At 74.0% G+C, this 21,231-nt stretch carries 21 protein-coding genes; 17 read left to right on the top strand and 4 right to left on the bottom strand.

The genetic code is table 11. The features are described 5' to 3' along the window. Positions 1 to 27 precede the first annotated feature (27 nt). A complete protein-coding gene (locus QSK20_RS12665) occupies positions 28 to 600 on the top strand; it encodes a TetR/AcrR family transcriptional regulator (protein ID WP_285788803.1) in 573 nt (190 codons plus the stop codon). A gap of 18 nt (positions 601 to 618) precedes the next feature. On the opposite strand, the gene QSK20_RS12670 is transcribed toward QSK20_RS12665, so the two are convergent. Further along, positions 619 to 1,392, bottom strand: coding sequence for an SAM-dependent methyltransferase (locus tag QSK20_RS12670; RefSeq protein ID WP_285788804.1), 774 nt, complete (start codon positions 1,390 to 1,392; stop codon positions 619 to 621). 354 nt (positions 1,393 to 1,746) lie between these two features. Here QSK20_RS12670 and QSK20_RS12675 point away from each other — a divergent pair, with 354 nt between their 5' ends. From QSK20_RS12675 to QSK20_RS12740, 14 genes are all read left to right on the top strand, one after another. Next, the gene (locus tag QSK20_RS12675; protein ID WP_285788805.1) at positions 1,747 to 2,646 is read left to right on the top strand and encodes an alpha/beta hydrolase family protein; all 900 of its coding nucleotides are present in this window, start codon (positions 1,747 to 1,749) and stop codon (positions 2,644 to 2,646) included. Positions 2,647 to 2,773: 127 nt separating this feature from the next. Then, positions 2,774 to 4,012 (top strand): acyl-CoA dehydrogenase family protein, encoded by a 1,239-nt coding sequence (locus QSK20_RS12680; RefSeq protein WP_285788806.1) that lies wholly within the window; start codon positions 2,774 to 2,776, stop codon positions 4,010 to 4,012. After that, positions 4,009 to 5,121, top strand: a complete 1,113-nt coding sequence (locus QSK20_RS12685) for an acyl-CoA dehydrogenase family protein (RefSeq protein WP_285788807.1) — start codon at positions 4,009 to 4,011, stop codon at positions 5,119 to 5,121. The genes QSK20_RS12680 and QSK20_RS12685 overlap by 4 nt, the downstream gene beginning before the upstream one ends. A gap of 125 nt (positions 5,122 to 5,246) precedes the next feature. Then, positions 5,247 to 6,032, top strand: a complete 786-nt coding sequence (locus tag QSK20_RS12690; protein WP_285788808.1) for an ABC transporter ATP-binding protein — start codon at positions 5,247 to 5,249, stop codon at positions 6,030 to 6,032. Then, positions 6,029 to 6,751: an ABC transporter ATP-binding protein gene (locus tag QSK20_RS12695; protein ID WP_285788809.1), complete on the top strand. Its 723-nt coding sequence runs from the start codon at positions 6,029 to 6,031 to the stop codon at positions 6,749 to 6,751. The genes QSK20_RS12690 and QSK20_RS12695 overlap by 4 nt, the downstream gene beginning before the upstream one ends. Positions 6,752 to 6,780: 29 nt before the next feature. Beyond that, entirely contained in the window at positions 6,781 to 7,659 is an 879-nt protein-coding gene (locus QSK20_RS12700) for a branched-chain amino acid ABC transporter permease (protein WP_285788810.1), read from the top strand. Then, on the top strand, positions 7,656 to 8,768 hold the full coding sequence (locus QSK20_RS12705; protein WP_285788811.1) for a branched-chain amino acid ABC transporter permease: 1,113 nt from the start codon (positions 7,656 to 7,658) through the stop codon (positions 8,766 to 8,768). Before QSK20_RS12700 ends, QSK20_RS12705 begins: the two co-directional genes overlap by 4 nt. Before the next feature lie 62 nt (positions 8,769 to 8,830). Then, entirely contained in the window at positions 8,831 to 10,114 is a 1,284-nt protein-coding gene (locus tag QSK20_RS12710) for an ABC transporter substrate-binding protein (RefSeq protein WP_285788812.1), read from the top strand. A 43-nt stretch (positions 10,115 to 10,157) separates the two neighbouring features. Continuing rightward, positions 10,158 to 10,925, top strand: a complete 768-nt coding sequence (locus QSK20_RS12715) for an SDR family oxidoreductase (protein ID WP_285788813.1) — start codon at positions 10,158 to 10,160, stop codon at positions 10,923 to 10,925. Positions 10,926 to 10,933: 8 nt separating this feature from the next. Further along, positions 10,934 to 11,713 (top strand): SDR family NAD(P)-dependent oxidoreductase, encoded by a 780-nt coding sequence (locus QSK20_RS12720; protein ID WP_502888892.1) that lies wholly within the window; start codon positions 10,934 to 10,936, stop codon positions 11,711 to 11,713. Beyond that, positions 11,706 to 12,689 (top strand): phosphotransferase family protein, encoded by a 984-nt coding sequence (locus tag QSK20_RS12725; protein WP_285788815.1) that lies wholly within the window; start codon positions 11,706 to 11,708, stop codon positions 12,687 to 12,689. Before QSK20_RS12720 ends, QSK20_RS12725 begins: the two co-directional genes overlap by 8 nt. Then, positions 12,689 to 13,924, top strand: a complete 1,236-nt coding sequence (locus QSK20_RS12730; protein ID WP_285788816.1) for an acyl-CoA dehydrogenase family protein — start codon at positions 12,689 to 12,691, stop codon at positions 13,922 to 13,924. The genes QSK20_RS12725 and QSK20_RS12730 overlap by 1 nt, the downstream gene beginning before the upstream one ends. A gap of 39 nt (positions 13,925 to 13,963) precedes the next feature. Beyond that, positions 13,964 to 14,575: a TetR/AcrR family transcriptional regulator gene (locus QSK20_RS12735; RefSeq protein ID WP_285788817.1), complete on the top strand. Its 612-nt coding sequence runs from the start codon at positions 13,964 to 13,966 to the stop codon at positions 14,573 to 14,575. A 75-nt stretch (positions 14,576 to 14,650) separates the two neighbouring features. Beyond that, positions 14,651 to 17,362, top strand: coding sequence for a helix-turn-helix transcriptional regulator (locus tag QSK20_RS12740; protein WP_285788818.1), 2,712 nt, complete (start codon positions 14,651 to 14,653; stop codon positions 17,360 to 17,362). A 21-nt stretch (positions 17,363 to 17,383) separates the two neighbouring features. Here QSK20_RS12740 and QSK20_RS12745 read toward each other — a convergent pair whose 3' ends face one another. From QSK20_RS12745 to QSK20_RS12755, 3 genes are all read right to left on the bottom strand, one after another. Next, positions 17,384 to 18,205: a MerR family transcriptional regulator gene (locus tag QSK20_RS12745; protein WP_285788819.1), complete on the bottom strand. Its 822-nt coding sequence runs from the start codon at positions 18,203 to 18,205 to the stop codon at positions 17,384 to 17,386. Positions 18,206 to 18,250: 45 nt separating this feature from the next. After that, positions 18,251 to 18,814, bottom strand: a complete 564-nt coding sequence (locus tag QSK20_RS12750) for an AAA family ATPase (RefSeq protein ID WP_285788820.1) — start codon at positions 18,812 to 18,814, stop codon at positions 18,251 to 18,253. A 61-nt stretch (positions 18,815 to 18,875) separates the two neighbouring features. Next, positions 18,876 to 19,280 carry a GyrI-like domain-containing protein gene (locus QSK20_RS12755; protein ID WP_352232292.1) on the bottom strand — a complete coding sequence of 135 codons (405 nt, stop codon included), beginning with the start codon at positions 19,278 to 19,280 and terminating at the stop codon, positions 18,876 to 18,878. A gap of 168 nt (positions 19,281 to 19,448) precedes the next feature. Here QSK20_RS12755 and QSK20_RS12760 point away from each other — a divergent pair, with 168 nt between their 5' ends. Together QSK20_RS12760 and QSK20_RS12765 are read left to right on the top strand one after the other, a co-directional pair. After that, on the top strand, positions 19,449 to 20,282 hold the full coding sequence (locus tag QSK20_RS12760) for a phytanoyl-CoA dioxygenase family protein (protein ID WP_285788822.1): 834 nt from the start codon (positions 19,449 to 19,451) through the stop codon (positions 20,280 to 20,282). A gap of 112 nt (positions 20,283 to 20,394) precedes the next feature. After that, positions 20,395 to 21,222 carry an RNA methyltransferase gene (locus QSK20_RS12765; RefSeq protein ID WP_285788823.1) on the top strand — a complete coding sequence of 276 codons (828 nt, stop codon included), beginning with the start codon at positions 20,395 to 20,397 and terminating at the stop codon, positions 21,220 to 21,222. Positions 21,223 to 21,231: the final 9 nt, after the last annotated feature.

Below are 21,231 nucleotides of genomic sequence, written 5' to 3' on the forward strand. Positions count from 1 at the left end.
GAAAGGCATGTTGCTATCCTTGCGTCCGTGACAGACGCGCAGGTCTCCGGCAGCCGGGCCCGGACCCGCCAGGCCATCGTCGACGCGGCGATCGAGGTGCTGGGGCGCAATCCCGCCGCGTCCCTGGGCGACATCGCCACCGCCGCCGACGTGGGGCGGACGACCCTGCACCGCTACTTCGCCGAGCGGACCGACCTGCTGACCGCGGTCGGTGCCGAGGCGACCGCCCGGCTGGCCCGCGCGACCGCGCAGGCGCGACCGGCCGAGGGGACCGGGGCCTCGGCCGTACGCCGGCTCTGTCAGGAGTACTTCGACCTCGGCGACCTGCTCTCGCTGATCTTCAGCGAGCCGGAACTCTGTGTCGATCCGACCGCCGGTGGCCCGGCCGGGTGTGACCCGGAGTTCACCGCGCTGGTCGAGCGCGGTCACCGCGACGGCAGCATCGACCCGGAGCTGCCGGCGGGCTGGGTGCAGAGCATCGTCTGGTCCCAGCTGTACGCCGGGTGGTCCTATCTCGCCGAGACCGGCGCCTCCCGGCACGAGGTGCTCCGTCTCGTCCTGCGCACCGTGGAGGGGGCGATCGGGGTCAGGTCGGCCTGACGGTCGGGCGGAGCCGGGTCAGTACGGCGTCTCCCCGTCGTCCTCGAGCAGCGGCTGGCGGCCGGTCCGGTGGGCGAGCATCCGGAACGAGCCGGTGAACGCGCCCTCCTCGGCCTCCATGAAGGTGACCATCTCCGCCTCCGCCGGATCGTCCCGGAACCGGTCGAGGTACCGGGTCCGGATGGCGTCGCTGCCCGGCAGCGGCTCGGCCAGCGTGACGTCGAGCAGGCCGGTCCGGGTCAGGTGCCGGCGCCACCAGTCGATCGAGTGCACCAGGTACCAGCCACCGTCGAGCCACTCCTGGCGCAGGTCGGGTCCGAGGTCCTCGGCGCTGGAGATATCCCGGCTCGTGCACGCGTCGACGATGCCGAGCCGGCCGTCCGGGCGCAGGTGTCGCAGCAGGCCGGTGAGGAAGCGCTGGTCGGTCCCGAAGTACCGGTAGGAGTCGAAGGCGACCGCCGCGTCGAAGTAGTCGTGCGGCAGCGGCAGCGCGCGGACGTCGGCGCGGAGCGGCTGGACCAGGTCGGCGCAGCCGAACTCCTCGATCCGACGCTGGTTCGCGGAGGGGTCGACGCCGAAGTCGACCGCCCACACCCGGACCCCGAACTCCCGGGCCAGGAAGATCGAGCTGATGGCGTGGCCGCAGCCGAGGTCCAGGATCCGCATGCCCGGGCGCAGCTCCATCACCTGGGTCAGCGACTCGACGAAGTGCAGCACGTTCTCGCCCAGCGAGTGTTCCTCCGCCCAGTCCCGGTCGTAGGTGCCACAGCGGGGAAAGAGCTCGTTCGGCATGCGCCCGAACGTAACACCGAAGACGTTCCCCCTTCTGTCTCCACTGTGACACCACAGCGTGCACCTGGGCCCGTCCGACCCGCGTTCGCCATCGTGTTTCCCGGGGTCACCTGCGCCGGTTCCGCCGGACGTCCATCCGGTTTGGACGGTAGGTCATGCTGCCCGGAACCATCGGTCCCCCCCGCTCGGGGCGGTGGGCCGGGAGCCGTAACGGCCCCGCCCCGCCGGGGCGTCGCGTGGGATGTCGGTGCCGGCCGGCGGTGGTGACCGGTGATTTTGCCGATGCGGGCCGGTCAGCCCTGCCCCAAGACTGACACATGTCGATTTACCCGCTACCGGCAGGGAGAACCCGACATGCGATCACCCACCACCATCCGTCCCCGTTCCCTCGTCCGTGCCGTGGCCGGGATCGCCACGGCTGTCCTCCTGGCCACCGGGGGTGTCCTGGCGGCGTCGTCCGGCGCGCAGGCCGCGGAGAACCCGTACGAGCGTGGTCCCAACCCGACCACCGCCATCCTGGAGGCCAGCCGTGGCCCCTTCGCCACCGCCTCGCAGACCGTCTCCTCGCTGAGCGTCAGCGGCTTCGGCGGCGGGGTCATCTACTACCCGACCAGCACCAGCGAGGGCACCTTCGGCGCCATCGCCATCTCGCCCGGTTTCACCGCCTACTGGTCCAGCATCAGCTGGCTCGGGCCGCGACTGGCCTCGCACGGCTTCGTGGTCATCGGCATCGAGACCAACAGCACCCTCGACCAGCCGGACAGCCGTGGCCGGCAGTTGCTGGCCGCGCTCGACTACCTGGTCCAGCGCAGCTCCGTCCGGACCCGGATCGACGGCACCCGGCTGGCCGTGGCCGGGCACTCGATGGGCGGCGGTGGCAGCCTGGAGGCCGCCGTGTCGCGCCCGTCGTTGCAGGCCGCGATTCCGCTCGCGCCCTGGAACACGACCAAGAGCTGGTCGGGCGTACGGGTCCCCACGCTGATCATCGGCGGCGAGTACGACACCGTCGCCCCGGTCTCGTCGCACTCGGAGCCGTTCTACAGCAGCATCCCGGCCTCGTCCGAGAAGGCGTACCTGGAGCTCAACCTGGAGGACCACTTCTTCCCGCAGTCTGCCGACCCGCTGGTCGGCAAGCAGATGGTCAGTTGGCTCAAGCGGTTCGTCGACAACGACACCCGCTACGAGCCGTTCCTCTGCCCGGGCCCGAGCGGCCTGGACGTGGAGGAGTACCGCAACACCTGCCCCGGTTCCTGATCCGTGGGCGGAGCGCCCCGGACCGACTCTGTCGGCGGGGCGCTCCGCCCGGTCAGGTCGTCTTCCGTCCGGCCGGGCGGAAGCTTATATTGCATCCACAGTGCAATTACCCGACCGGAGGATGGGCATGCCCGACGACGACGCCGACCGGCTGCGTGGCCGGGTCGCCGAGTTCCTCCGGCGACACGATCCGGACGCCGGGGCGACCGCCCTCCTTGGTGCCCGGTTCGACGCCGGACTGGCCTGGGTCCACCATCCGGTCGGGCTCGGCGGGCTGGGCCTGCCCCGCCGCCTCCAGCCGGTGCTCGACGAGGCACTGGCCCGCGCCGGTGTGCCGGACCACCGCCCACGGCGCAACAGCATCGGTCTCGGGATGGCGGCGCCGACCCTGCTGCGGCACGGCACCCCGGCCCAGTGCCGGCGGTGGCTGCGGCCGATCTGGACCGGCGAGGAGGTCTGGTGCCAGCTGTTCAGCGAGCCGGACGCCGGCTCCGACCTCGCCGCCGTGACCACCCGTGCGGTGCGCGACGGCGACGACTGGGTGGTCGACGGCCAGAAGGTGTGGACCTCGCTGGCCCACCGCGCGCGGTGGGGCCTCCTGCTCGCCCGCACCGACCCCGGGGTCGCCAAACACCGGGGCATCACCTACCTGGTCTGTGACATGACCGCCCCGGGCGTGCTGGTGCGGCCGTTGCGCCAGCTCACCGGCGAGGCGGAGTTCAACGAGGTCTTCCTCACCGGCGTCCGGCTGCCGGACACGCTGCGCCTCGGGGCCGTCGGCGACGGCTGGCGGGTGGCCCGGACCACCCTGATGAACGAGCGGGTCGCGATCGGTGGGCGGCCGCTGCCCCGCGAGGGCGGCATGATCGGCCGGCTGACGCACGCCTGGCGCGAGCGACCCGAGCTGCGCACGCACGGCCTGCACGCCGACCTCCTGCGTGCCTGGGTGGAGGCCGAGGCCGCCCGGCTGACCGCCCTGCGGCTGCGCCAGCAGCTCGCCGCCGGCGAGCCGGGGCCCGAGGGGTCGGCGGTGAAGCTCACCTTCGCCGAGCTGGCCCAACGGATCAGCGCGTTGGAGCTGGACCTGCTCGGCGACGAGGGGCTGCGGTACGACGACTGGACGATGCGCCGCCCGGAGGAGCCGGACCTGCTCGGCCGCACCGCCGCGTACCGGTACCTGCGGGCCCGGGGGAACTCGATCGAGGGCGGGACCTCGGAGATCCTGCGCACCGTCATCGCCGAGCGGGTCCTCGGCCTGCCACCCGAGCCCCGGCCGGACCGACCGTCGCCGGAGCCGGGGCCGGACCGACCGCTGGCCGAGCCCGGGGTGGACCGACGGCCAGGCGAGCCGGGGGCGGACCGATGACCGACCTGTGCTACGACGACATCGAGGAGGCGCTGCGGGACAGCGTCCGGGCGCTGCTGACGACGCACGCCCCGTGGCAGCGGACCCTGACCCGGGTGGACGGCGGCGAGGCGTACGACCCGGCCCTCTGGGCGCGGCTGGCCGGTGGGCTCGGGGTCGCCGGCCTGCCGGTGCCCGAGGAACACGGTGGCGCGGGCGTCGGCTTCCGCGAGGTGGCGGTGGTGCTGGAGGAGCTGGGCCGGGCGGTCGCGCCGGTGCCGTTCCTGGGCAGCGCCGTGCTGGCCACCCGGGCGCTGCTCGCCTGCGGAGAGACCGGGCTGCTCGGGCGGCTCGCCGCCGGGCGGTGCGTCGCGACGCTGGTGGTCCCGTTCGGCACGGCTCCCGGAACGCGTCCGGACCCGGTCGCGGTGTCCACCGGTCCGGCGCTCACCGGCCAGGTGGCCGGCGTCGTCGACGCGCTCCCGGCCGACGTGCTGCTGGTCCCGGCCGGGGACGGACTGTACGCCGTGGACGCCCGGGGACCGGGGGTGCGCCGGACCCCGGTGGTCTCCCTCGACGTCACCCGCCCGCTTGCCGACGTCGGGTTCGCCGATGCGCCGGCCCGCCGGGTCGCCGCCGGCGCGACGGCCACCGGTGCGGTCACCGACGCGCTGACCGCAGGCGCGGCGCTGCTCGCCTCGGAGCAGGTCGGCGTGGCCCAGCGCTGTCTCGACCTGGCGGTCGCGCACGTGCGGACCCGGCACCAGTTCGGCCGTCCGGTCGGTTCGTTCCAGGCGGTCAAGCACCGGCTGGCCGACGTCTGGGTGGCGGTCTCCCAGTCCCGGGCGGTGGCCCGGTACGCCGCCGACTGCCTCGCCACCGGTGATCCGGACACCGCCCTGGCCGCGGCACTGGCCCAGGCGTACTGCGGGACGGTCGCGACGACCGCCGCCGAGGTCTGCGTGCAGGCGCACGGTGGCCTCGGGTTCACCTGGGAACATCCGGCGCACCTGTTGCTCAAGCGGGCGAGGAGCGCGGCGGTCGCCTTCGGTGCCGCCGACCGGCACCGGGCGGTCCTGGCCGACCTGGTCGACCTGCCCGCGCCGCCACCCGGTGCGCCCCGACCCTGACCGCCGCCGGTGGAGCCTCGACCGTTTCCGGTCCGAAAAAACGACGTATCGAAGGTGTTGACGGGGAGCCCGAGAAAAGTACACTCCCCGTGTAAATAGTCTCCCGCCGACCCGAGGGATGGGTGATGGAGCAAGGGCTCGCACTGCACCAGGTCCGGGTGCGCTTCGGCGGCCTCACCGCCCTCGACGACGTCTCGCTCCGGGTTCCCGCCACCGGTGTCCTCGGCGTGATCGGCCCGAACGGGGCCGGCAAGACCACCCTCTTCAACGTGGTCTGCGGATTCGTGACGCCGGAGTCGGGCTCGCTGACCCTCGACGGCCGGCCGCTGCGTCCGCGACCGCACCGGCTGAACCGGCTCGGCATCGCCCGCACGCTCCAGGGCACCGGACTCTTCCCCGGGCTCACCGTGCTGGAGAACGTGATGACCGGCGCCACGCACACCGCCCGCGCCGGCTTCCTGTCGGCCCTGCTCGGCCTGCCGCGCAGCGACCGCGACGAGCGCCGGCTGCGGCGGCACGCCCTCGACGTCCTCGACGAGCTGGGCATCGCCGCTCACGCCGGGGCCGCGCCGGCGACCCTGCCCTTCGCCGTACGCCAGCGGGTCGCGCTGGCCCGCGCGCTCGCCGCCCGACCCCGGCTGCTCCTGCTCGACGAACCCGCCGGGGGCCTCGGCGCCGAGGACGTCGCCGACCTGGCGGAGCTGATCCGGGGACTGCCCCGGCGGGACCCGCACCCCTGCGCGGTGCTGCTGGTCGAGCACCACATGGACCTGGTGATGGCGGTCTGCGACGAGGTGACCGTGCTCGACTTCGGCAGGGTCATCGCCAGCGGCGCCCCCGAGCAGGTCCGCGACGACCCGGCCGTCACCGACGCGTACCTCGGCGCGGCCGTCGACGGATCCCCGTCATGACCGCCGACGCCCTGCTCACGGTCCGTGGTCTGGTCGCCGGCTACGGAGCCGCGCCGGTGCTGCACGCGGTCGACCTCACCGTGGCGCCGGGCACCATCGTCGCCGTGGTCGGCGCCAACGGCGCCGGCAAGACCACCCTGCTGCGCACCCTCTCCGGCATGCTGCGCCCGAGCGACGGGCAGGTCACCCTGGCCGGGGAGGACCTGCGGGGCGTGGCGGTGGAGCAGCTCGTCCGACGCGGCATGGCGCACGTGCCGGAGGGACGCGGCGTGGTCGCCGAGCTGACCGTGGACGAGAACCTGCGCCTCGGCGGGCTGTGGCGTCGCGACCGGGCCGACGCCACCCGTGCCCTCGACGAGGTCTACCAACTCTTCCCGCCCCTGGCGAACCGTCGGCGGCACCTCGGCCACCAGCTCTCCGGCGGCGAACGGCAGATGCTCGCCCTCGGCCGGGCGCTCGTCGGCCGTCCCCGGCTGCTCCTACTGGACGAGCCGTCCCTCGGGCTGGCGCCCCGGGTGGTCGCCCAGATCATGGCGCTGCTGCGGCGGTTGCGCGACGACACCGGGCTGACCGTGCTGCTGGTCGAGCAGAACGTGCGCAGCGCGCTCCGGATCGCCGACCAGGGGGTGGTGATGGCCCTGGGCCGGGTCGTCACCACCGCGCCGGCCGCCCGGCTGCGCGACGACGCCGAGCTGCGCCACGCCTACCTCGGATTCTGACCCACCCGCGTCCCCCGGAGGGAGGACTGTTGGACCGCTTCCTCTTCCTCACCCTCGACGGCCTGTCGAGGGGCGCGGTCTACGCCGCGTTCGCGCTGTCCCTGGTGCTGATCTGGCGGGCCGCCCGGATCGTCAACTTCGCCCAGGGGGCGATGGCGGTGGCCGCCGCCTACGTGGCCTACAGCGTCACCTCGGCCACCGGGTCCTACTGGCTGGGTTTCCTGGCCGCGCTGGTCGCCGGGCTGCTCCTCGGCGCGCTCGTCGACGTGGCCGTGATGCGCTTCGTCGACCACCGCTCCCCGCTCAACCCGGTGATCGTCGCGCTGGGGCTGGTCCTACTGCTCCAGGCCGTCCTCGGCATGGTCTACGGCAACGAGTTCCGCCCGGTGGGCACGCCGTTCGACCGGGGCGCGCTGACCGTCGGCGGCCTCACCCTGCTCTCGCCGTACGACCTGTTCGTGTTCCTGGCGGTCGTGGTGGTGGTCGTCGCGCTGGCCTGGACCTTCACCCGCACCGCGGTGGGTCTGCGGATGCGGGCGGCGGCCTTCGCCCCCGAGGTCTCCCGCCTGCTCGGGGTGAACGTCGGCGGCATGCTCACCCTCGGCTGGGCGCTCGCCTCCGGGGTCGGCGCCCTGGCCGGCATGCTGGTCATCCCGACCGAGCTGGGCCTGCATCCGCACGCGATGGACCTGGTCTTCGTCTCGGCGTTCACCGCCGCCGTGGTCGGCGGTCTGGACAGCCCGCCCGGGGCGGTCGTCGGTGGTCTCGTCGTCGGGCTGGTGCTGTCGTACGTCAGCGGTTACGCCGGCGGCGACCTCACCTCCCTCGCGGTGCTGGTGCTGCTGCTCGCGGTGCTGCTGGTCCGCCCCGGCGGTCTCTTCGCCCCGGTCACCGCGAGGCGGGTGTGAGCGCCACCCGGGCGGCGGCCCCACCGACGCGCCCGTCGACCGGTCCCGGCCTCCGGCCGTCCGGCGCGCCACGCGGCTCGACCCTGCTGCGGCACCTGGCCTGGACCGTGGTCGCCGCGCTGGCCCTGCTTGTCGTCAGCTACCAGCTGGAACCGTTCCGCAGCTTCCAGCTCGCCACCGTGGCCGCCTACCTCTGCGCGACCGCCGGGCTGACCGTGCTCACCGGACTCAACGGGCAGCTCTCGCTCGGGCACGGCGCGCTGATGGCCACCGGCGCCTACACCGTCGCCCTCTGCCAGACCGCCTTCGCGGACCGGGGGACCACCGGCGGCTGGGTGCTCCCGGTCTCGCTGGGGGCGGCGATCCTGACCACGGTCGCCGTCGGTGCCGTCGTCGGGGTGGCGGCGGCCCGGCTGCGGGGTCCGTACCTGGCCGGGGTCACCCTGGCCGTCGCGGTCGTCGTGCCGGCGCTGACCGTCACCTTCGACGGGGTGTTCAACGGCGAGCAGGGACTGTCGGTCCCGGTCGACCCGCCCCCGGCGGCGCTCGGCCTCGACTTCCCCTACGAGCGGTGGCAGCTCTGGGTCGCCGGGTCGGCGAGCCTGCTCGCCCTGCTGCTGCTCGGCAACCTCGTGCGCAGCCGGTTCGGCCGGACGTTCCGGGCGGTCCGCGACGACGAGGTGGCGGCCCGGCTCGCCGGCATTCACGTCGCGCGTACCCAGGTCCTCGCCTTCGTGGTCAGCGCGGCCTGCGCCGGGCTGGGCGGGGCCCTGCTCGCGGTGCTGGCCCAGAGCGCGTCACCCGGCGCCTTCTCCCTGACGCTCTCGCTCTTCCTGCTGATGGCCGTGGTCGTCGGCGGTCTGGGCAGCCTCGCCGGCGCGTTCTGGGGTGCGGTCCTGCTGGTCGCCCTGCCGGACCTGACGCACACCCTCACCGAGCGGCTCGCCCTCTCTCCCGCCGTGGCCCAGCGGCTGGAGGGCAACCTCCCGCTGGCGATCTTCGGGATCACGTTGGTCGTCGTCATGATCGCCGCGCCCGGCGGCGTGCAGGGTCTCCTTTCCCGCCTGGCCCGGCCGCTGCTCGCCCGGCGGCCGTCGCGGCGGTCCTGAACCGCCGTCGTCTCACCCCGTCACCCGTCCCCCCGCAACCGACAAGGAAGGTCGGTGTCCTGATGCGACGCCTCACCCGATGCGGTCTCGCGATCGCCACCTCAATGAGCCTGCTCGTCGCCGCCACCGGCTGCGGCGACGGCGACTCCGACTCCGGCCGCGCGTCGGTGCCGGGCGTCACCGACACCGAGATCGTGGTCGGCACCCACATGCCCCTGACCGGGCCCGCCGCGGCCGGCTACTCCAAGATCGCCCCAGCTACGAAGGCGTACTTCGACTACGTCAACGCCAACGGTGGCGTGCACGGCCGGAAGATCACCTACAAGGTGATGGACGATGGCTACAACCCGGCGAACACCCAGCAGGTGGTCCGCCAGCTGGTCCTCCAGGACCGGGTCTTCGCCCTCCTCAACGGACTCGGCACGCCCACCCACACCGGCGTGCTCGACTTCCTCAAGAGCAACCGGGTGCCCGACCTCTTCGTCGCCTCCGGCAGCCGGAGCTGGGACCAGCCGGACAAGTATCCGGGCACGTTCGGGTTCAACCCCGACTACACGGTGGAGGGCAAGATCCTGGCCCACCACGTCAAGACCGAGCTGCCCGGCCGGAAGGTCTGCTTCCTCGGCCAGGACGACGACTTCGGCCGGGACAGCCTGGTCGGCGTGGAGAAGGTGCTCGGCGCGGAGGCGGTCGTCTCCCGGCAGACGTACGTCACCAGCAACCCCAACGTCGCACCCCAGATCGGCGCGTTCAAGGCGGCCGGCTGCCAGGTCGTCATCCTCGCTACCGTGCCCGGGTTCACCGCGCTGGCCGTCGGCACCGCCAAGCGGCTCGGGTTCGCCCCGCAGTGGCTGGTCTCCAACGTCGGCGGGGACCACCCGACCCTGGCCCAGCAACTCGGTGCCGCCGCGCCGCTGCTGGAGGGGATGGTCGGTGCCAACTATCTGCCGATGCAGCACGACACCGCGAACCCGTGGATCCAACTCTTCAGCCGGATCAACAAGGAGCACAACGGGGACGCGCCGTTCGACGGCAACACCGTCTACGGGATGGCGGTCGGGTACCTCTTCGTGCAGGCGCTCGCCGCCGCCGGCAAGGACCTCACCCGCGACTCGCTGCTCGCGGCCGTCGGCCGGGGCGGCTTCGAGGGCCCAGGACTGGCCCCGCTGCGCTTCTCCGACACCGACCACTCCGGCTACGGCGGTCTGCGGCTGAACCGGGTGAGCGGGGGAACGCAGAGCTACTTCGGTCCGACGTACGAGACCGACGAGGGCGACGGGCCGGTCCGTGAGTACACCGCGCCGCCGGTCACGCCCCCGGCCAACGGTGTGCCGACGGGCTCCTGACAGGCGTTGACGTGCGATCCGTCCCGCTCATAGTATCTGCACTATGAATGCAAATTCATTGTCGCTCGCGGGGCGGGTGGCCGTCGTCACCGGAGCCAGCCGTGGCATCGGGCTGGCCGTCGCCCGGCGGCTGGTCGCCGACGGGGCCCGGGTGGGCGTCACCGCCCGGCACCCGGACGCGTTGGCCGAGGCGGTCGCCGCCCTCGGCGGGCCCGCGTACGCCGTGGGCGTGTCCGGCCGGGCCGACGACCCGGCGCACCGCGCCGCGACCGTCCGCCGGGTCACCGAGACGTTCGGGCCGGTCGACATCCTGGTCAACAACGTCGGCGTCAACCCCGTCCACGGGCCGCTGGCCACCCTCGACCTGGCCGCCGCGCGCAAGATCCTCGACGTCAACCTGCTCGGCACTCTCGGCTGGACGCAGGAGGTCTGCGCCGCCGGGCTGACCGCGCGCGGCGGCTGCGTCGTCAACGTCTCCTCGATCGCCGGGCGCACCCCGTCGTCCGGCATCGCCTTCTACGGCGTGAGCAAGGCCGCGGTCGACCACCTCACCGCCTGCCTGGCCGCCGAGCTGGCCCCGACGGTACGCGTCAACGCGGTCGCCCCGGCCGTGGTGCGGACCCGGTTCGCGGCGGCCCTCTACGCGGACCGGGAGGACGAGGTCGCCGGGGCGTACCCGCTGGGGCGGCTCGGGGAGCCCGGGGACGTCGCCGCGGCGGTCGCCTTCCTCGCCTCCGACGAGGCGGCCTGGATCACCGGGCAGACGCTCGTCCTCGACGGCGGCCTCACCCTCACCGGTGGGCCGGCCTGATGACCGGCCTGACGCTCGCCGGGGCGGGCGTGGTGGTGACCGGAGCGGGGTCCGGCATCGGCGCGGCGCTGGCCACCCGGTTCGCCGCCGCCGGCGCGGGGGTGGTGGTCAACGACGTCGACGCCCCGGCGGCGCGGGCGGTCGCGGCCCGGATCGGCGGGCACGCCCACCCCGCCGACGCGGCCGATCCCGCCGGGGTGACCGCGTTGGTGGACGCCGCCCGGGACCGGTTCGGCACGGTCGACCTGTTCTGCGCCAACGCCGGGGTGGCCTCCGGCGGCGGTCCCGACGCGTCCGACGAGACGTGGGCCCGCGCCTGGCGGGTGAACGTGCTGTCCCACGTGTACGCCGCCCGCGCGCTGCTGCCGCACTGGCTCGCCGCCGGGCGCGGCCGGATGCTGGTCACCGCCTCCGCCGCCGGCCTGCTCACCCTGCTCGGCAACGCCCCGTACTCGGTGACCAAGCACGCGGCCCTGGGGTTCGCCGAGTGGCTGCGGGCCAGCTACGCCCACCGGGGCGTCACCGTCCAGGCCCTCTGCCCCCAGGGGGTCCGCACCCCGATGCTGGCCGACGCCGACAGGCTGAGCGCCGCCCTGCTGGACGACACGGCGGTCACGCCCGAGCAGGTGGCCGACTGCGTCGTCGAGGCGCTGGCCGACGACCGTTTCCTGGTGCTGCCGCACCCGCAGGTCGCCGGCTGGTACGCCCGGCGGGCCGCCGACCCGGACCGCTGGCTGCGGGCGATGAACCGGACCCAGCGCGACGCGGAGCGCGAACGGCATGGCTGAGCTGCCCGGCCTGGACCTGTCCCGACTCGCCGACCACCTGGACCGGGCCGTGCCCGGCCTGCTCGCCGGAAAGCTGCGCGGCGAGCTGCTGACCGGCGGACGGTCCAACCTGACCTACGCGGTGACCGACGGCCGGTCCCGGTGGGTGGTGCGCCGCCCGCCCCTGGGTCACGTGCTGGCGACCGCGCACGACATGGGGCGTGAGTACCGGGTGATGCGGGCCCTCGCCCCGACGCCCGTGCCGGTGCCCGCGACGGTGCACCTCTGCCCGGACCCGGCGGTCCTCGGGGCGCCCTTCTACCTGATGCGCCACGTGCCGGGACGGGCGTACCGGGAGCCGGCGGAGCTGGTCGGGTGGCGACCGGCCGACGTCCGGGCGCTGTACCTGTCCCTGGTGGACGTCCTCGCCGAGCTGCACGCGGTCGATCCGGCCGGGGTGGGCCTGGCCGACTTCGGGCGCCCGGAGGGTTTCACCGGTCGGCAGGTGCGGCGCTGGAAACGCCAGCTCGACGCGTCCCGCAGCCGGGACCTGCCCGGCATCGAGGAGTTGCACGACCGGCTCGCGGCGGCCGTCCCCGAGTCCCCGGCCGGGGTGCTGCTGCACGGCGACTTCCGGCTGGACAACGTCCTCGTCGGCGACGACCGTACGGTGCGGGCGGTCCTCGACTGGGAGATGTCCACCCTGGGGGACCCGCTGACCGACCTGGCGCTCTTCCTGGTCTACGCCGGCCGGGCCGACCTGCCCGGCCGCCCCGGGGACGACGCGCTCGCCGACCGGTACGCCCATCGCAGCGGCCGGCGGGTGGACGCCCTCGACTGGTATCTCGCCTTCGCCGCGTTCAAGCTCGCGGTGATCCTCGAGGGCGTGCACTACCGCTGGCTGCGCGGGCAGACCGTGGGCAGCGGGTTCGGCGACGTGGGCGCGCGGGTGCCGCCGCTGGTCGCCCAGGGCCTGACCAGGATGCGGAGGCGCTGATGGACTTCGGCTACGACGAGACCACCGAACGGCTGCGGGCACGCCTGACCGACTTCATGAGCGAGTGGGTGTACCCGGCCGAGCCGGTCTTCGAGCGGCAGCTCCTCGACCGGACCGACCCGTGGACGGCCCCACCGGTCATCGCCGAGCTCCAGGCCGAGGCCCGTCGACGCGGCCTGTGGAACCTCTTCCTCCCCGGCGAGCACGGCGCGGGCCTGACCAACCTCCGGTACGCCCCGCTCGCCGAGATCACCGGCTGGTCCCCGAGCCTCGCCCCGGTCGCGCTCAACTGCGCGGCCCCGGACACCGGCAACATGGAGCTGCTGGCCCTGTTCGGCACGGCGGAGCAGCGCGAACGCTGGCTCACCCCGCTGCTGGAGGCCCGGATCCGGTCGGCGTTCGCGATGACGGAGCCGGCGGTGGCCTCGTCCGACGCCACCAACATCGCCACCCGCATCGACCGCGACGGCGACGACTACGTGGTCAACGGCCGCAAGTGGTTCGTCACCGGCGCGATGGACCCGCGCTGTGAGCTGTTCGTGGTGATGGGCCGGACGGACCCGACCGCTCCCCGGCACCGGCAGCACAGCCAGATCCTCGTCCCCCGGGACACCCCGGGCGTCGACGTCCGGCGCGGCATGCGCACCTTCGGGTACGACGACAGCGACCACGGCGGGCACGCCGAGATCGACTTCGTGGACGTCCGGGTGCCGGTCGGCAACCTGGTCGGTGCGGCGGGCTCCGGGTTCGCCATCTCGCAGGCCCGGCTCGGCCCCGGCCGGATCCACCACTGCATGCGCCTGGTCGGCATGGCCGAGCGGGCGCTCGAGCTGATGTGCCGGCGGGTCGCCGACCGGCACGCCTTCGGCGGGCCGTTGGCCGCGCAGGGGGTCGTCCGGGACTGGATCGCCGAGTCCCGGGTCCGCCTCGAACAGGCCCGGCTGCTCGTGCTCAAGACCGCCTGGCTGATGGACACGGCCGGCAACCGGCAGGCGCACACCGAGATCCAGGCCATCAAGATCGTGGTGCCGGAGACCGTCGAGTGGATCATCGACCGGGCCGTCCAGGCCCACGGCGCGGCCGGGGTCAGCCAGGACACCCCGCTCGCCCGCCTCTGGACCAGGGCCCGCGCCCTGCGCCTGGCCGACGGGCCGGACGAGGTGCACCGGCAGTCGCTGGCCCGCCGGGAGCTGCGCCGCCACCAGCCCCGGAACCCCGACGAGACCCCCGTCTAGACTCGCGGGCGACCGGCGGCGCGGGAGGGAGAGGGCGGGATGGGCAGGGTCGAGGCACCGGGGCGGGTCGACGGGCGCACCGCCCGGGCCGAACGCACCCGGGCGGCCATCGTCGAGGCGCACCTGGCGCTCATCTCCGAGGGTGACCTGCGGCCGACCGGGGAACGCATCGCCGAACGGGCCGGCATCTCGCTGCGCACCCTCTGGACCAACTTCAAGGACATGGAGACCCTCTTCGAAGCCAGCGGCGAAGAGGTGCTCCGCCAGCAGGACGCCGCCTACCGGCCGATTCCGTCCACCCTGCCGCTGGCCAAACGGGTCGACGCGTTCTGCCGGCAGCGGGCCCGGCTGCTCCAGCTCATCGCCCCCTCCGCCCGGGCCGCGCAGATGCGCGAGCCGGTCTCCGAGCAACTGCACCGCAACCGGCTCAAGCACGTCGACCGGGTCCGCGACGAGGTCGGGCAGCTCTTCGCCGCCGAGTTGGCGCAGGCCGGACCGGGCCGGGAGCAGTTGGTGCACGCCCTGGTGGCGGCGAGCATGTGGCCGGCCTGGTCGATGCTGCGCGACGGTCTCGGGCTGGGCGTCGACCAGGCCCGCGCGGTGATGGCCCGGACGGTGGCCGCTCTGCTGGCCGACCCCGCCGCCCGCTGACCGGCACCTCTTTCCAACCCGTTACCGATAGGTAACACTAAATACATGGTTACTGCATCGACAGTGCAAATAACCGTGTTGCGGGGCCGGGACGAGGAGCGCCGGGCGATCCGCGACCTGCTCGACGGCGCCGGTGGGGGAGCGCTGCTGCTCCAGGGCGAGCCGGGATCGGGCCGGACCGCCCTGGTCGGCTACGCCCACCGGCACGCCGCTGACCGGACGATCCTCGCCGGAGCCGGGCTCACCGACGAGGCGGCGCTGCCCTACGCCGGGCTCCAACGCCTTCTCGACCCGGTGCGTGACCGGGCCGGGGCGCTTCCCGTCGCCCAGCGTCGTGTGCTGCGGCGTGCCCTGGCCGGTGCCGGCTGCCCCGCCGGCCAGCGGCTGACCCTGTCGATGGCCGTGCTCGGGCTGCTCGCCGTCGCCGCCCGGGAACGTCCACTGCTCTGCACCATGGACGACGTCGACCTCGGAGACCGGCCGACCGCCGCGGCACTGGCCTTCGTGGCGCGCCGCCTGCGCCACCTGCCGGTCGTCGTCCTCCTCACCGGAGCTGTCGACACCGCTCCCGGCGGGATCCCCGCCCGCCGACTCCGTCCCCTCGACGGGCACGACAGCCGCGCCCTCCTCGCCGACCGGCTGCCGGTGCCCGCCTCCGACCCGGTCGTCACCACCCTCGGCGCGGTCGCCGCCGGAAACCCGCAGGCCCTCGTGGACCTGGCCGAATCCCTGACTCCCGCCCAGTGCCGGGGAGAGGAGAACCTGCCCACCACGCCACCGCCCGACGGCGCCCTGGGCCGGGACTACCGCGCCCGGCTGGACCGGCTGCCCGACGACGCCCGGCACCTGCTGCTGCTCGCCGCCATCGACCCCGAACTGGACGCGGCGACGCTGGTCCGGGCCGCGCGCGCCACCGGTACGGCGATTGAGGCGCTCGTCCCGGCCGAGGTCGCCGGCCTGGTCCGCGTCGAGGCGCACGGCGTGACGTTCCCACGACCCCTGGTGCGGGCGATGGTCGTGGCCACGGCGCCCCTCGCCGCGCGCCGCGCCGCGCACCTGGTGCTCGCCGCCCTGCTCGACGACGGTGACCACCGGCTCCGCCGGGCTCTGCACCTCGCCGCCGCCGCCGAGGGTCGCGATCCCGCCCTGGCGACGGAACTGGAGGCCGCGGCCCGCGACGGTGGCGACCCGGACACCCGCTCGACGGCACTGCACCGCGCCGCCGAACTCAGCGTCGACCCGGACCGCGCCGCCGCCCGACTGGTGGCAGCCGCCCACCACGCATGGTCGGCGGGCCGCCCGCACCGGGCCTGGCTGCTCACCCGGCACCTGCCCACCGGCCTGCCGGGACCGGCGGTGACCGGGCGGGTGGAGCTGTTACGCGGCGAGATGGAACTGCGCTGCGGCCGTACCCCGGTCGCGCTGGCGGCCCTGCTCGCTGCCGCCGACGCGTGCGCCGACACCGCCCCGGACCTGGCCCTGGCGGCGCTGCTGCGGGCCGGCGAGGCGGTCTGCTTCGCCGGTGACCAGTACCGGTACGCCGACGTGGCGCGACGGGCGCGGGCACTGGGCCGGGCCGGGTCGCCACCCGGGACGGAACTGCTGACCGCGCAGCTCGCCGGTGTGGCGGCGACCCTGCGGGGCGACCACGAGGCGGCCGGGCCGACGTTGCGCCGGGCGGTCGTCCTCGGCGACCGGCTCACCGGGCCGGACCTCACGCCGACCGCGCTGACCGGCGCGGCCGTGGCCGCCCTGCTGGTGGCCGAGGACGGCCCGGCGCACCGGCTCGCCGACCGGGCGGTGGCACTGGCCCGCGTGCGGGGGGAGGTCTGCGACCTGCCCCGGGCGCTGGAGCTGCGGGCGGTCGCCGAGTACTGGCTGGGCCGGCACGAGGCGGCGGCGGAGACCTCCCGGGAGGGGCTGCGCGCGGCCCGGGACGCCGGCCAGACCACCTGGGCCGGAGTCCACCGGGGCCTGTCGGCGGTGCTGGCCGCCGTCCGCGCCGACCGGGCGGGCAGTCTGCGGCTGATCCGGGAACTCGGAGAGGAACCGGCACCGGGCAGCCGTCCCGACGCCCTGGCCCGCTGGGCCCTCGCGGTGCTCGACCTGCTCGACGGGCGACCCGAGGACGCCGCCGCCCGACTCGCGGCCCTGGCCTGCCCCGGCACCGGACGCGGGCAGGTCACGGTGCAGGTGATGGCCACGCCGTACCTGGTGGAGGCCGCCGCCGCGTCGGTGCACCGGCCGGCGGCCGTCGCCGCGCTCGCCGTCTTCGACCGCTGGGCCCACAGCACGGCCAGCCCGTCCCGCCGGGCCCTCTCCGCGCGGTGTCACGCGCTGCTCGCCCCTCGGGGCAGCCAGGCGGCGGAGGAGGGCTTCCGCGCCGCGCTGCGGTGGCACCCGCCGGGAGCCGGCGCGTTCGAGCGGGCCCGTACCGAATTCCTCTTCGGCCGGGAACTGCGCCGCAGCCGTCGCCCCCGCGACGCCCGCCGGTATCTCCACGACGCCCGCGAGACCTTCACCCGCCTGGGCGTGGCTGCCTGGGCCGAGCAGGCGGCGGCGGAGCTGCGGGCCGCCGGGGAGTCGGTCGGCGGCCCGGACCGGTCGGCGGCCCAGCTGCTGACCGGCCAGCAGCTCCGGGTCGCGCAGCTGGTCGCGGAGGGTGCCACCAACCGGGAGGTCGCCGACCGGATGTTCCTCTCCACCCGCACGGTCGACCACCACCTGCGCAACATCTTCCACCGGCTCGGCATCCGTTCCCGCACCCAGTTGGCCCGGGTGCTCTGACACCCGGGCCGGTGCGGTGGGTCAGGCGCGGATCACCGGCGCCTGGAGTTCGGTCACCCAGTCGTCGCGGTCCGCCGGGCACTCCAGGTTGACCTCACGCGGGTACCCGGTGGCCCGGTACCCGTTGCCGTCGATCCACCGGGTCAGGGCTTGGACGGTGGGCACGACGGCGTCCATCGGGCCCCGGTGCACGACGGTCGCCGCCTGACCGACCGACGGCAGGTCCCACACCCGGACCGCGCCGTCCTGGCAGGGAGCGGAGACCTGGACCGCGGCGTGCACGATCATCCGGCCGGTCCCGTCCGGCTCGTCCTCGTAGTAGGCGATCCCGGGTCCGGTCGGGACGATCCCGGCCGCGTCGAGGCGCTGGAAGAGTTCGTCGTACAGGGGCCCGATCACCGGGCCGATGTCCTCCGGCGCGAAGCTCGCGGCGGTCGCGGTCAGCTCGGCGACCCGGACCGCCGGGACGTTCTTGACGACGACGTCGTTCGTGGGCATCTGCCCCTCACTCTCGATCGCTCGGAGTCTCGCCTCGACCTGGACCAGTCGAGCGGTCGCCAGGGTCACGGCGCTCTCCAGCTCGGCCCGCCGCAGTCGCAGCATGCCGCGCAGCTCCTCGGTGGTGAGGCTGCCGTCCACGATCTCGGCGACCTGCTGGAGCGTGAAGCCGAGATCCTTGAGCGCGACGACCCGGTTGAGGCGGGCGAGCTGGGTGGCGGTGTAGCGGCGGTAGCCGGTGAGCGGGTCGACGTGGGCCGGGCGCAGCAGGCCGGTCGCGTCGTAGTGGCGCAGCATCCGGACCGAGACGCGGCCGTGCCGGGCGAACTCTCCGATGGTGAACATGATGTCTCCCAGTCGACCGCCTGACACGGTGTGAGGGTCAAGGGGCTACCGTCCGGGTGGCCCGGCGAGGCAGGCGAGCAGGTCGCGGTAGGTGCCGTCCACGTCGCCGGCCACGCTGCGGACGATCCGGGTCGCGGGGCGGGCGGCGACGACCGTCCCGAGCCGGTCGTACATCGCCGCCAGCTCGGCGGTGCCTCCGTGCCGGTGCAGCATCCGCTCGGCGTCGAGGTGCGCCGGGTCGCCGGTGATCCGGCCGCGTTCGACGAAGCGCCGCAACGCCTCGTCCCGGGGCGCCAGCAGGACGACCTCGTGGAAGGCGGCGTGGACCTCGTAGGCCACCCGTTCGGCCTGCTCGATGAACTCGACCCGGCCGAGGAACTGCGGGACGATCACGTCGTGTCCGGCCGACAGGTGCACCCGGGCGGCGGCGAGCGCGGCGGCCCGGGCGAGCAGGCCGGCGGTCCAGGCCTGCTCCCGCCACCTCCCGACCAGATCACGGATCCGGTCGATGTCGAGGTCGAGGGTGAGTGGGTGCTCCTCGGCGTACCGGCGGGCCAGCGTCGACTTGCCGCAGCCCGGCGGCCCGTTCAGCAGGATCAGCCGGGGCACCGGGCCAGCGTACCGGCGGGCGCCGACATGCTCAGATGCTGTCTGGCTGTCCGCCAGATCGTTACACCGGTTCGACGGGCAGCCAGAGTTCACAGGTCGCGGTGCTGAAGTCGTTCGTCGCCTCAAGCACCGCGACGATCTCCGGACCTGGCCGCAGACGCCACGGGTTGAACGGAAACCACGCGGCTGCGGCCGTGGCCCAGGCCTTCTGCAGGGTCTGCGGATGCGGGCCCGTGGTCCGGATGACCACCCACCTGCCGGCCGGAACTTCGATGATGTCGAGACCGTCGGGGATCGGCGTATCCGGGGACACGGCGACCCCGTGAAGGTAGGTCAGCTCGCTGCCCTCGGCGTAGTCGGGGTGAAGGTCGTCGCTGACCGCGAGCAGGCCGCTCGGCTCAGTGTTGCCGAGAGCCTTCAAGCGCAGGTGCTCCTCCGTCGGCAGTGCGGTGATGTGCCGCTGGATGTGTGGGGGTGTCCACGTGTTCGCTCCCTCTGACGGTCAGACCGAGTGCCAAGGTCATCAAGCCTCCGGTCGACGTCAACCTTGATCGCAGCGCACCGGGCAGTACGCGACAGAAGCTGCGCGGAAAATGTCGGGTGATCGAGACTGGTGCCGCCGCACGATCGGGGCATGGATGACACGACCTTGGTGTCCCGCTTTCTTCGCGACGGCTTCGTCAAGCTGGAGGGCGCCGTCGCGCCGCGCGTGGCAGCGGACTGCGCGCGGCTGCTGTGGCGGGAGACGGGCTGCGACCCGGACGATCCAGCGACGTGGACGCAGCCCGTGCACTGGGTGCCCGGCATGGCGCAGGGACCGTTCGCCGCCGCTCCCAACTCCCCGTTCCTCCATCGCGCGTACGACCTGCTGGTCGGCGCGGGACGCTGGGAGCAGCGCTACTCGCTGGGCACGTTCCCGCTGCGCTTCCCGCACGAAGAGGAGCCGGACGACGCGGGCTGGCACATCGAGGGCAGCTACCTGCCGGAGGGCGAGAGCTGGTACTTCACCAATGTGCGCTCCCGCGGCCGGGCGCTGCTGATGCTGTTCCTGTTCAGTGAGGTCGGGGAGAAGGACGCCCCGACCCGGATCCGGGTCGGCTCACACCTCGACGTGCCGAAGGTGCTGGAGAAGTACGGGGAGAACGGAGCGAGCGGACTGGCCCTTGCGCCCGACCTGGCGACGGCGTCCGAGCACCGGCCGCTCGCCCTCGCCACCGGATCTCCGGGCGACGTGTTCCTGTGCCACCCGTTCCTGGTGCACGCGGCGCAACCGCACCACGGAGCGCGGCCCCGCTTCATGGCCCAACCGCCGCTGATGCCGGCCGCACCGTACGAACTGGAGCGGGCCGACGGCGCGTACTCACCCGTAGAGATCGCGATCCGTCGGGGTCTCGGACAGGACGCCCTCGGTCCGGACGGGGACGGCACCGACCGCGGCACCGGAGCGACCTGCCCCGTCCGTCCCTGACCGCCTGGCCAGAGGTTCTGCCGAGAACCTCGGGGAGCCAGGGTGAGGGCACCGAGGCCGGTGGAGTGTGGCAGTTGCCGGGCATGGGCGGGCTACGTCGACGGAGGCGGAGGTGGCAGTGGTTCTGCGAGTGAGTGGCCGCAATGCGCGGTTCCAGCAGTGGAAAGCTCTTCTCGGCAACCGGACCAAGCGGCAGCGACGCGGCGAGTTTCTCGTGCAGGGCGTGCGCCCCATCACCATGGCCGTCGAACACGGCTGGCAGATCCGGGAGCTGCTCTACGACGCCAGCGCTCAACTGTCCGGGTGGGCACGCGAGGCCATGGACACAGTCCGGGCCGAGAAGTTCGCCGTCTCGCGTGAACTGATCCACGAACTGGGAGGTAAGGCAGACACGGTTCCGGAACTGCTGGCCGTGGTCGCGTTGCCGGAGGACGATCTGCGCCGTATCCCGGTCGGCCCGACCATGCTCACCGTCGTGTTCGATCGGCCCACCAGCCCCGGCAATATCGGGACCCTCGTTCGGTCGGCGGACGCCTTCGGCGCCAGCGGCGTCATCGTCACCGGCCACGCCGCCGATGTGTACGACCCAAAGGCGGTCCGGGCGAGCACCGGCTCGCTGTTCGCCCTGCCCGTGATCCGGGTGCCGTCCCACCAGGCCGTGCTGTCCTGGGTCGCTGACGTCCGCGCCGACGGCATCGGCATGAGCATCATGGGAACCGATGAGCGCGGCATTCTGGACGCCGCCCAGTACGACTTCACGCAACCCACGCTGACGTTGATCGGCAACGAGACCACCGGCCTCAGCTCCGGCTGGCGCGAGGCATGCGACCAGCTCGTCCGGATCCCCATGTCCGGGTCCGCCAGCTCCCTGAACGCGGCGACCGCCGCGACTGTCGTGCTGTACGAATCGGCACGCCAGCGGGCCGCCGCCCGGCGGTAGCGCACTGAC

This window comes from Micromonospora sp. NBRC 101691 (assembly GCF_030269285.1).
GTDB lineage: Bacteria > Actinomycetota > Actinomycetes > Mycobacteriales > Micromonosporaceae > Micromonospora > Micromonospora echinospora.

Coding starts and splice junctions, on each gene's coding strand:
- QSK20_RS12670 (WP_285788804.1), bottom strand. CDS start 1,392: ATGCCGAACGAGCTCTTTCCCCGCTGTGGCACCTACGACCGGGACTGG.
- QSK20_RS12675 (WP_285788805.1), top strand. CDS start 1,747: ATGCGATCACCCACCACCATCCGTCCCCGTTCCCTCGTCCGTGCCGTG.
- QSK20_RS12680 (WP_285788806.1), top strand. CDS start 2,774: ATGCCCGACGACGACGCCGACCGGCTGCGTGGCCGGGTCGCCGAGTTC.
- QSK20_RS12685 (WP_285788807.1), top strand. CDS start 4,009: ATGACCGACCTGTGCTACGACGACATCGAGGAGGCGCTGCGGGACAGC.
- QSK20_RS12690 (WP_285788808.1), top strand. CDS start 5,247: ATGGAGCAAGGGCTCGCACTGCACCAGGTCCGGGTGCGCTTCGGCGGC.
- QSK20_RS12695 (WP_285788809.1), top strand. CDS start 6,029: ATGACCGCCGACGCCCTGCTCACGGTCCGTGGTCTGGTCGCCGGCTAC.
- QSK20_RS12710 (WP_285788812.1), top strand. CDS start 8,831: ATGCGACGCCTCACCCGATGCGGTCTCGCGATCGCCACCTCAATGAGC.
- QSK20_RS12715 (WP_285788813.1), top strand. CDS start 10,158: ATGAATGCAAATTCATTGTCGCTCGCGGGGCGGGTGGCCGTCGTCACC.
- QSK20_RS12725 (WP_285788815.1), top strand. CDS start 11,706: ATGGCTGAGCTGCCCGGCCTGGACCTGTCCCGACTCGCCGACCACCTG.
- QSK20_RS12730 (WP_285788816.1), top strand. CDS start 12,689: ATGGACTTCGGCTACGACGAGACCACCGAACGGCTGCGGGCACGCCTG.
- QSK20_RS12735 (WP_285788817.1), top strand. CDS start 13,964: ATGGGCAGGGTCGAGGCACCGGGGCGGGTCGACGGGCGCACCGCCCGG.
- QSK20_RS12745 (WP_285788819.1), bottom strand. CDS start 18,205: ATGTTCACCATCGGAGAGTTCGCCCGGCACGGCCGCGTCTCGGTCCGG.
- QSK20_RS12760 (WP_285788822.1), top strand. CDS start 19,449: ATGGATGACACGACCTTGGTGTCCCGCTTTCTTCGCGACGGCTTCGTC.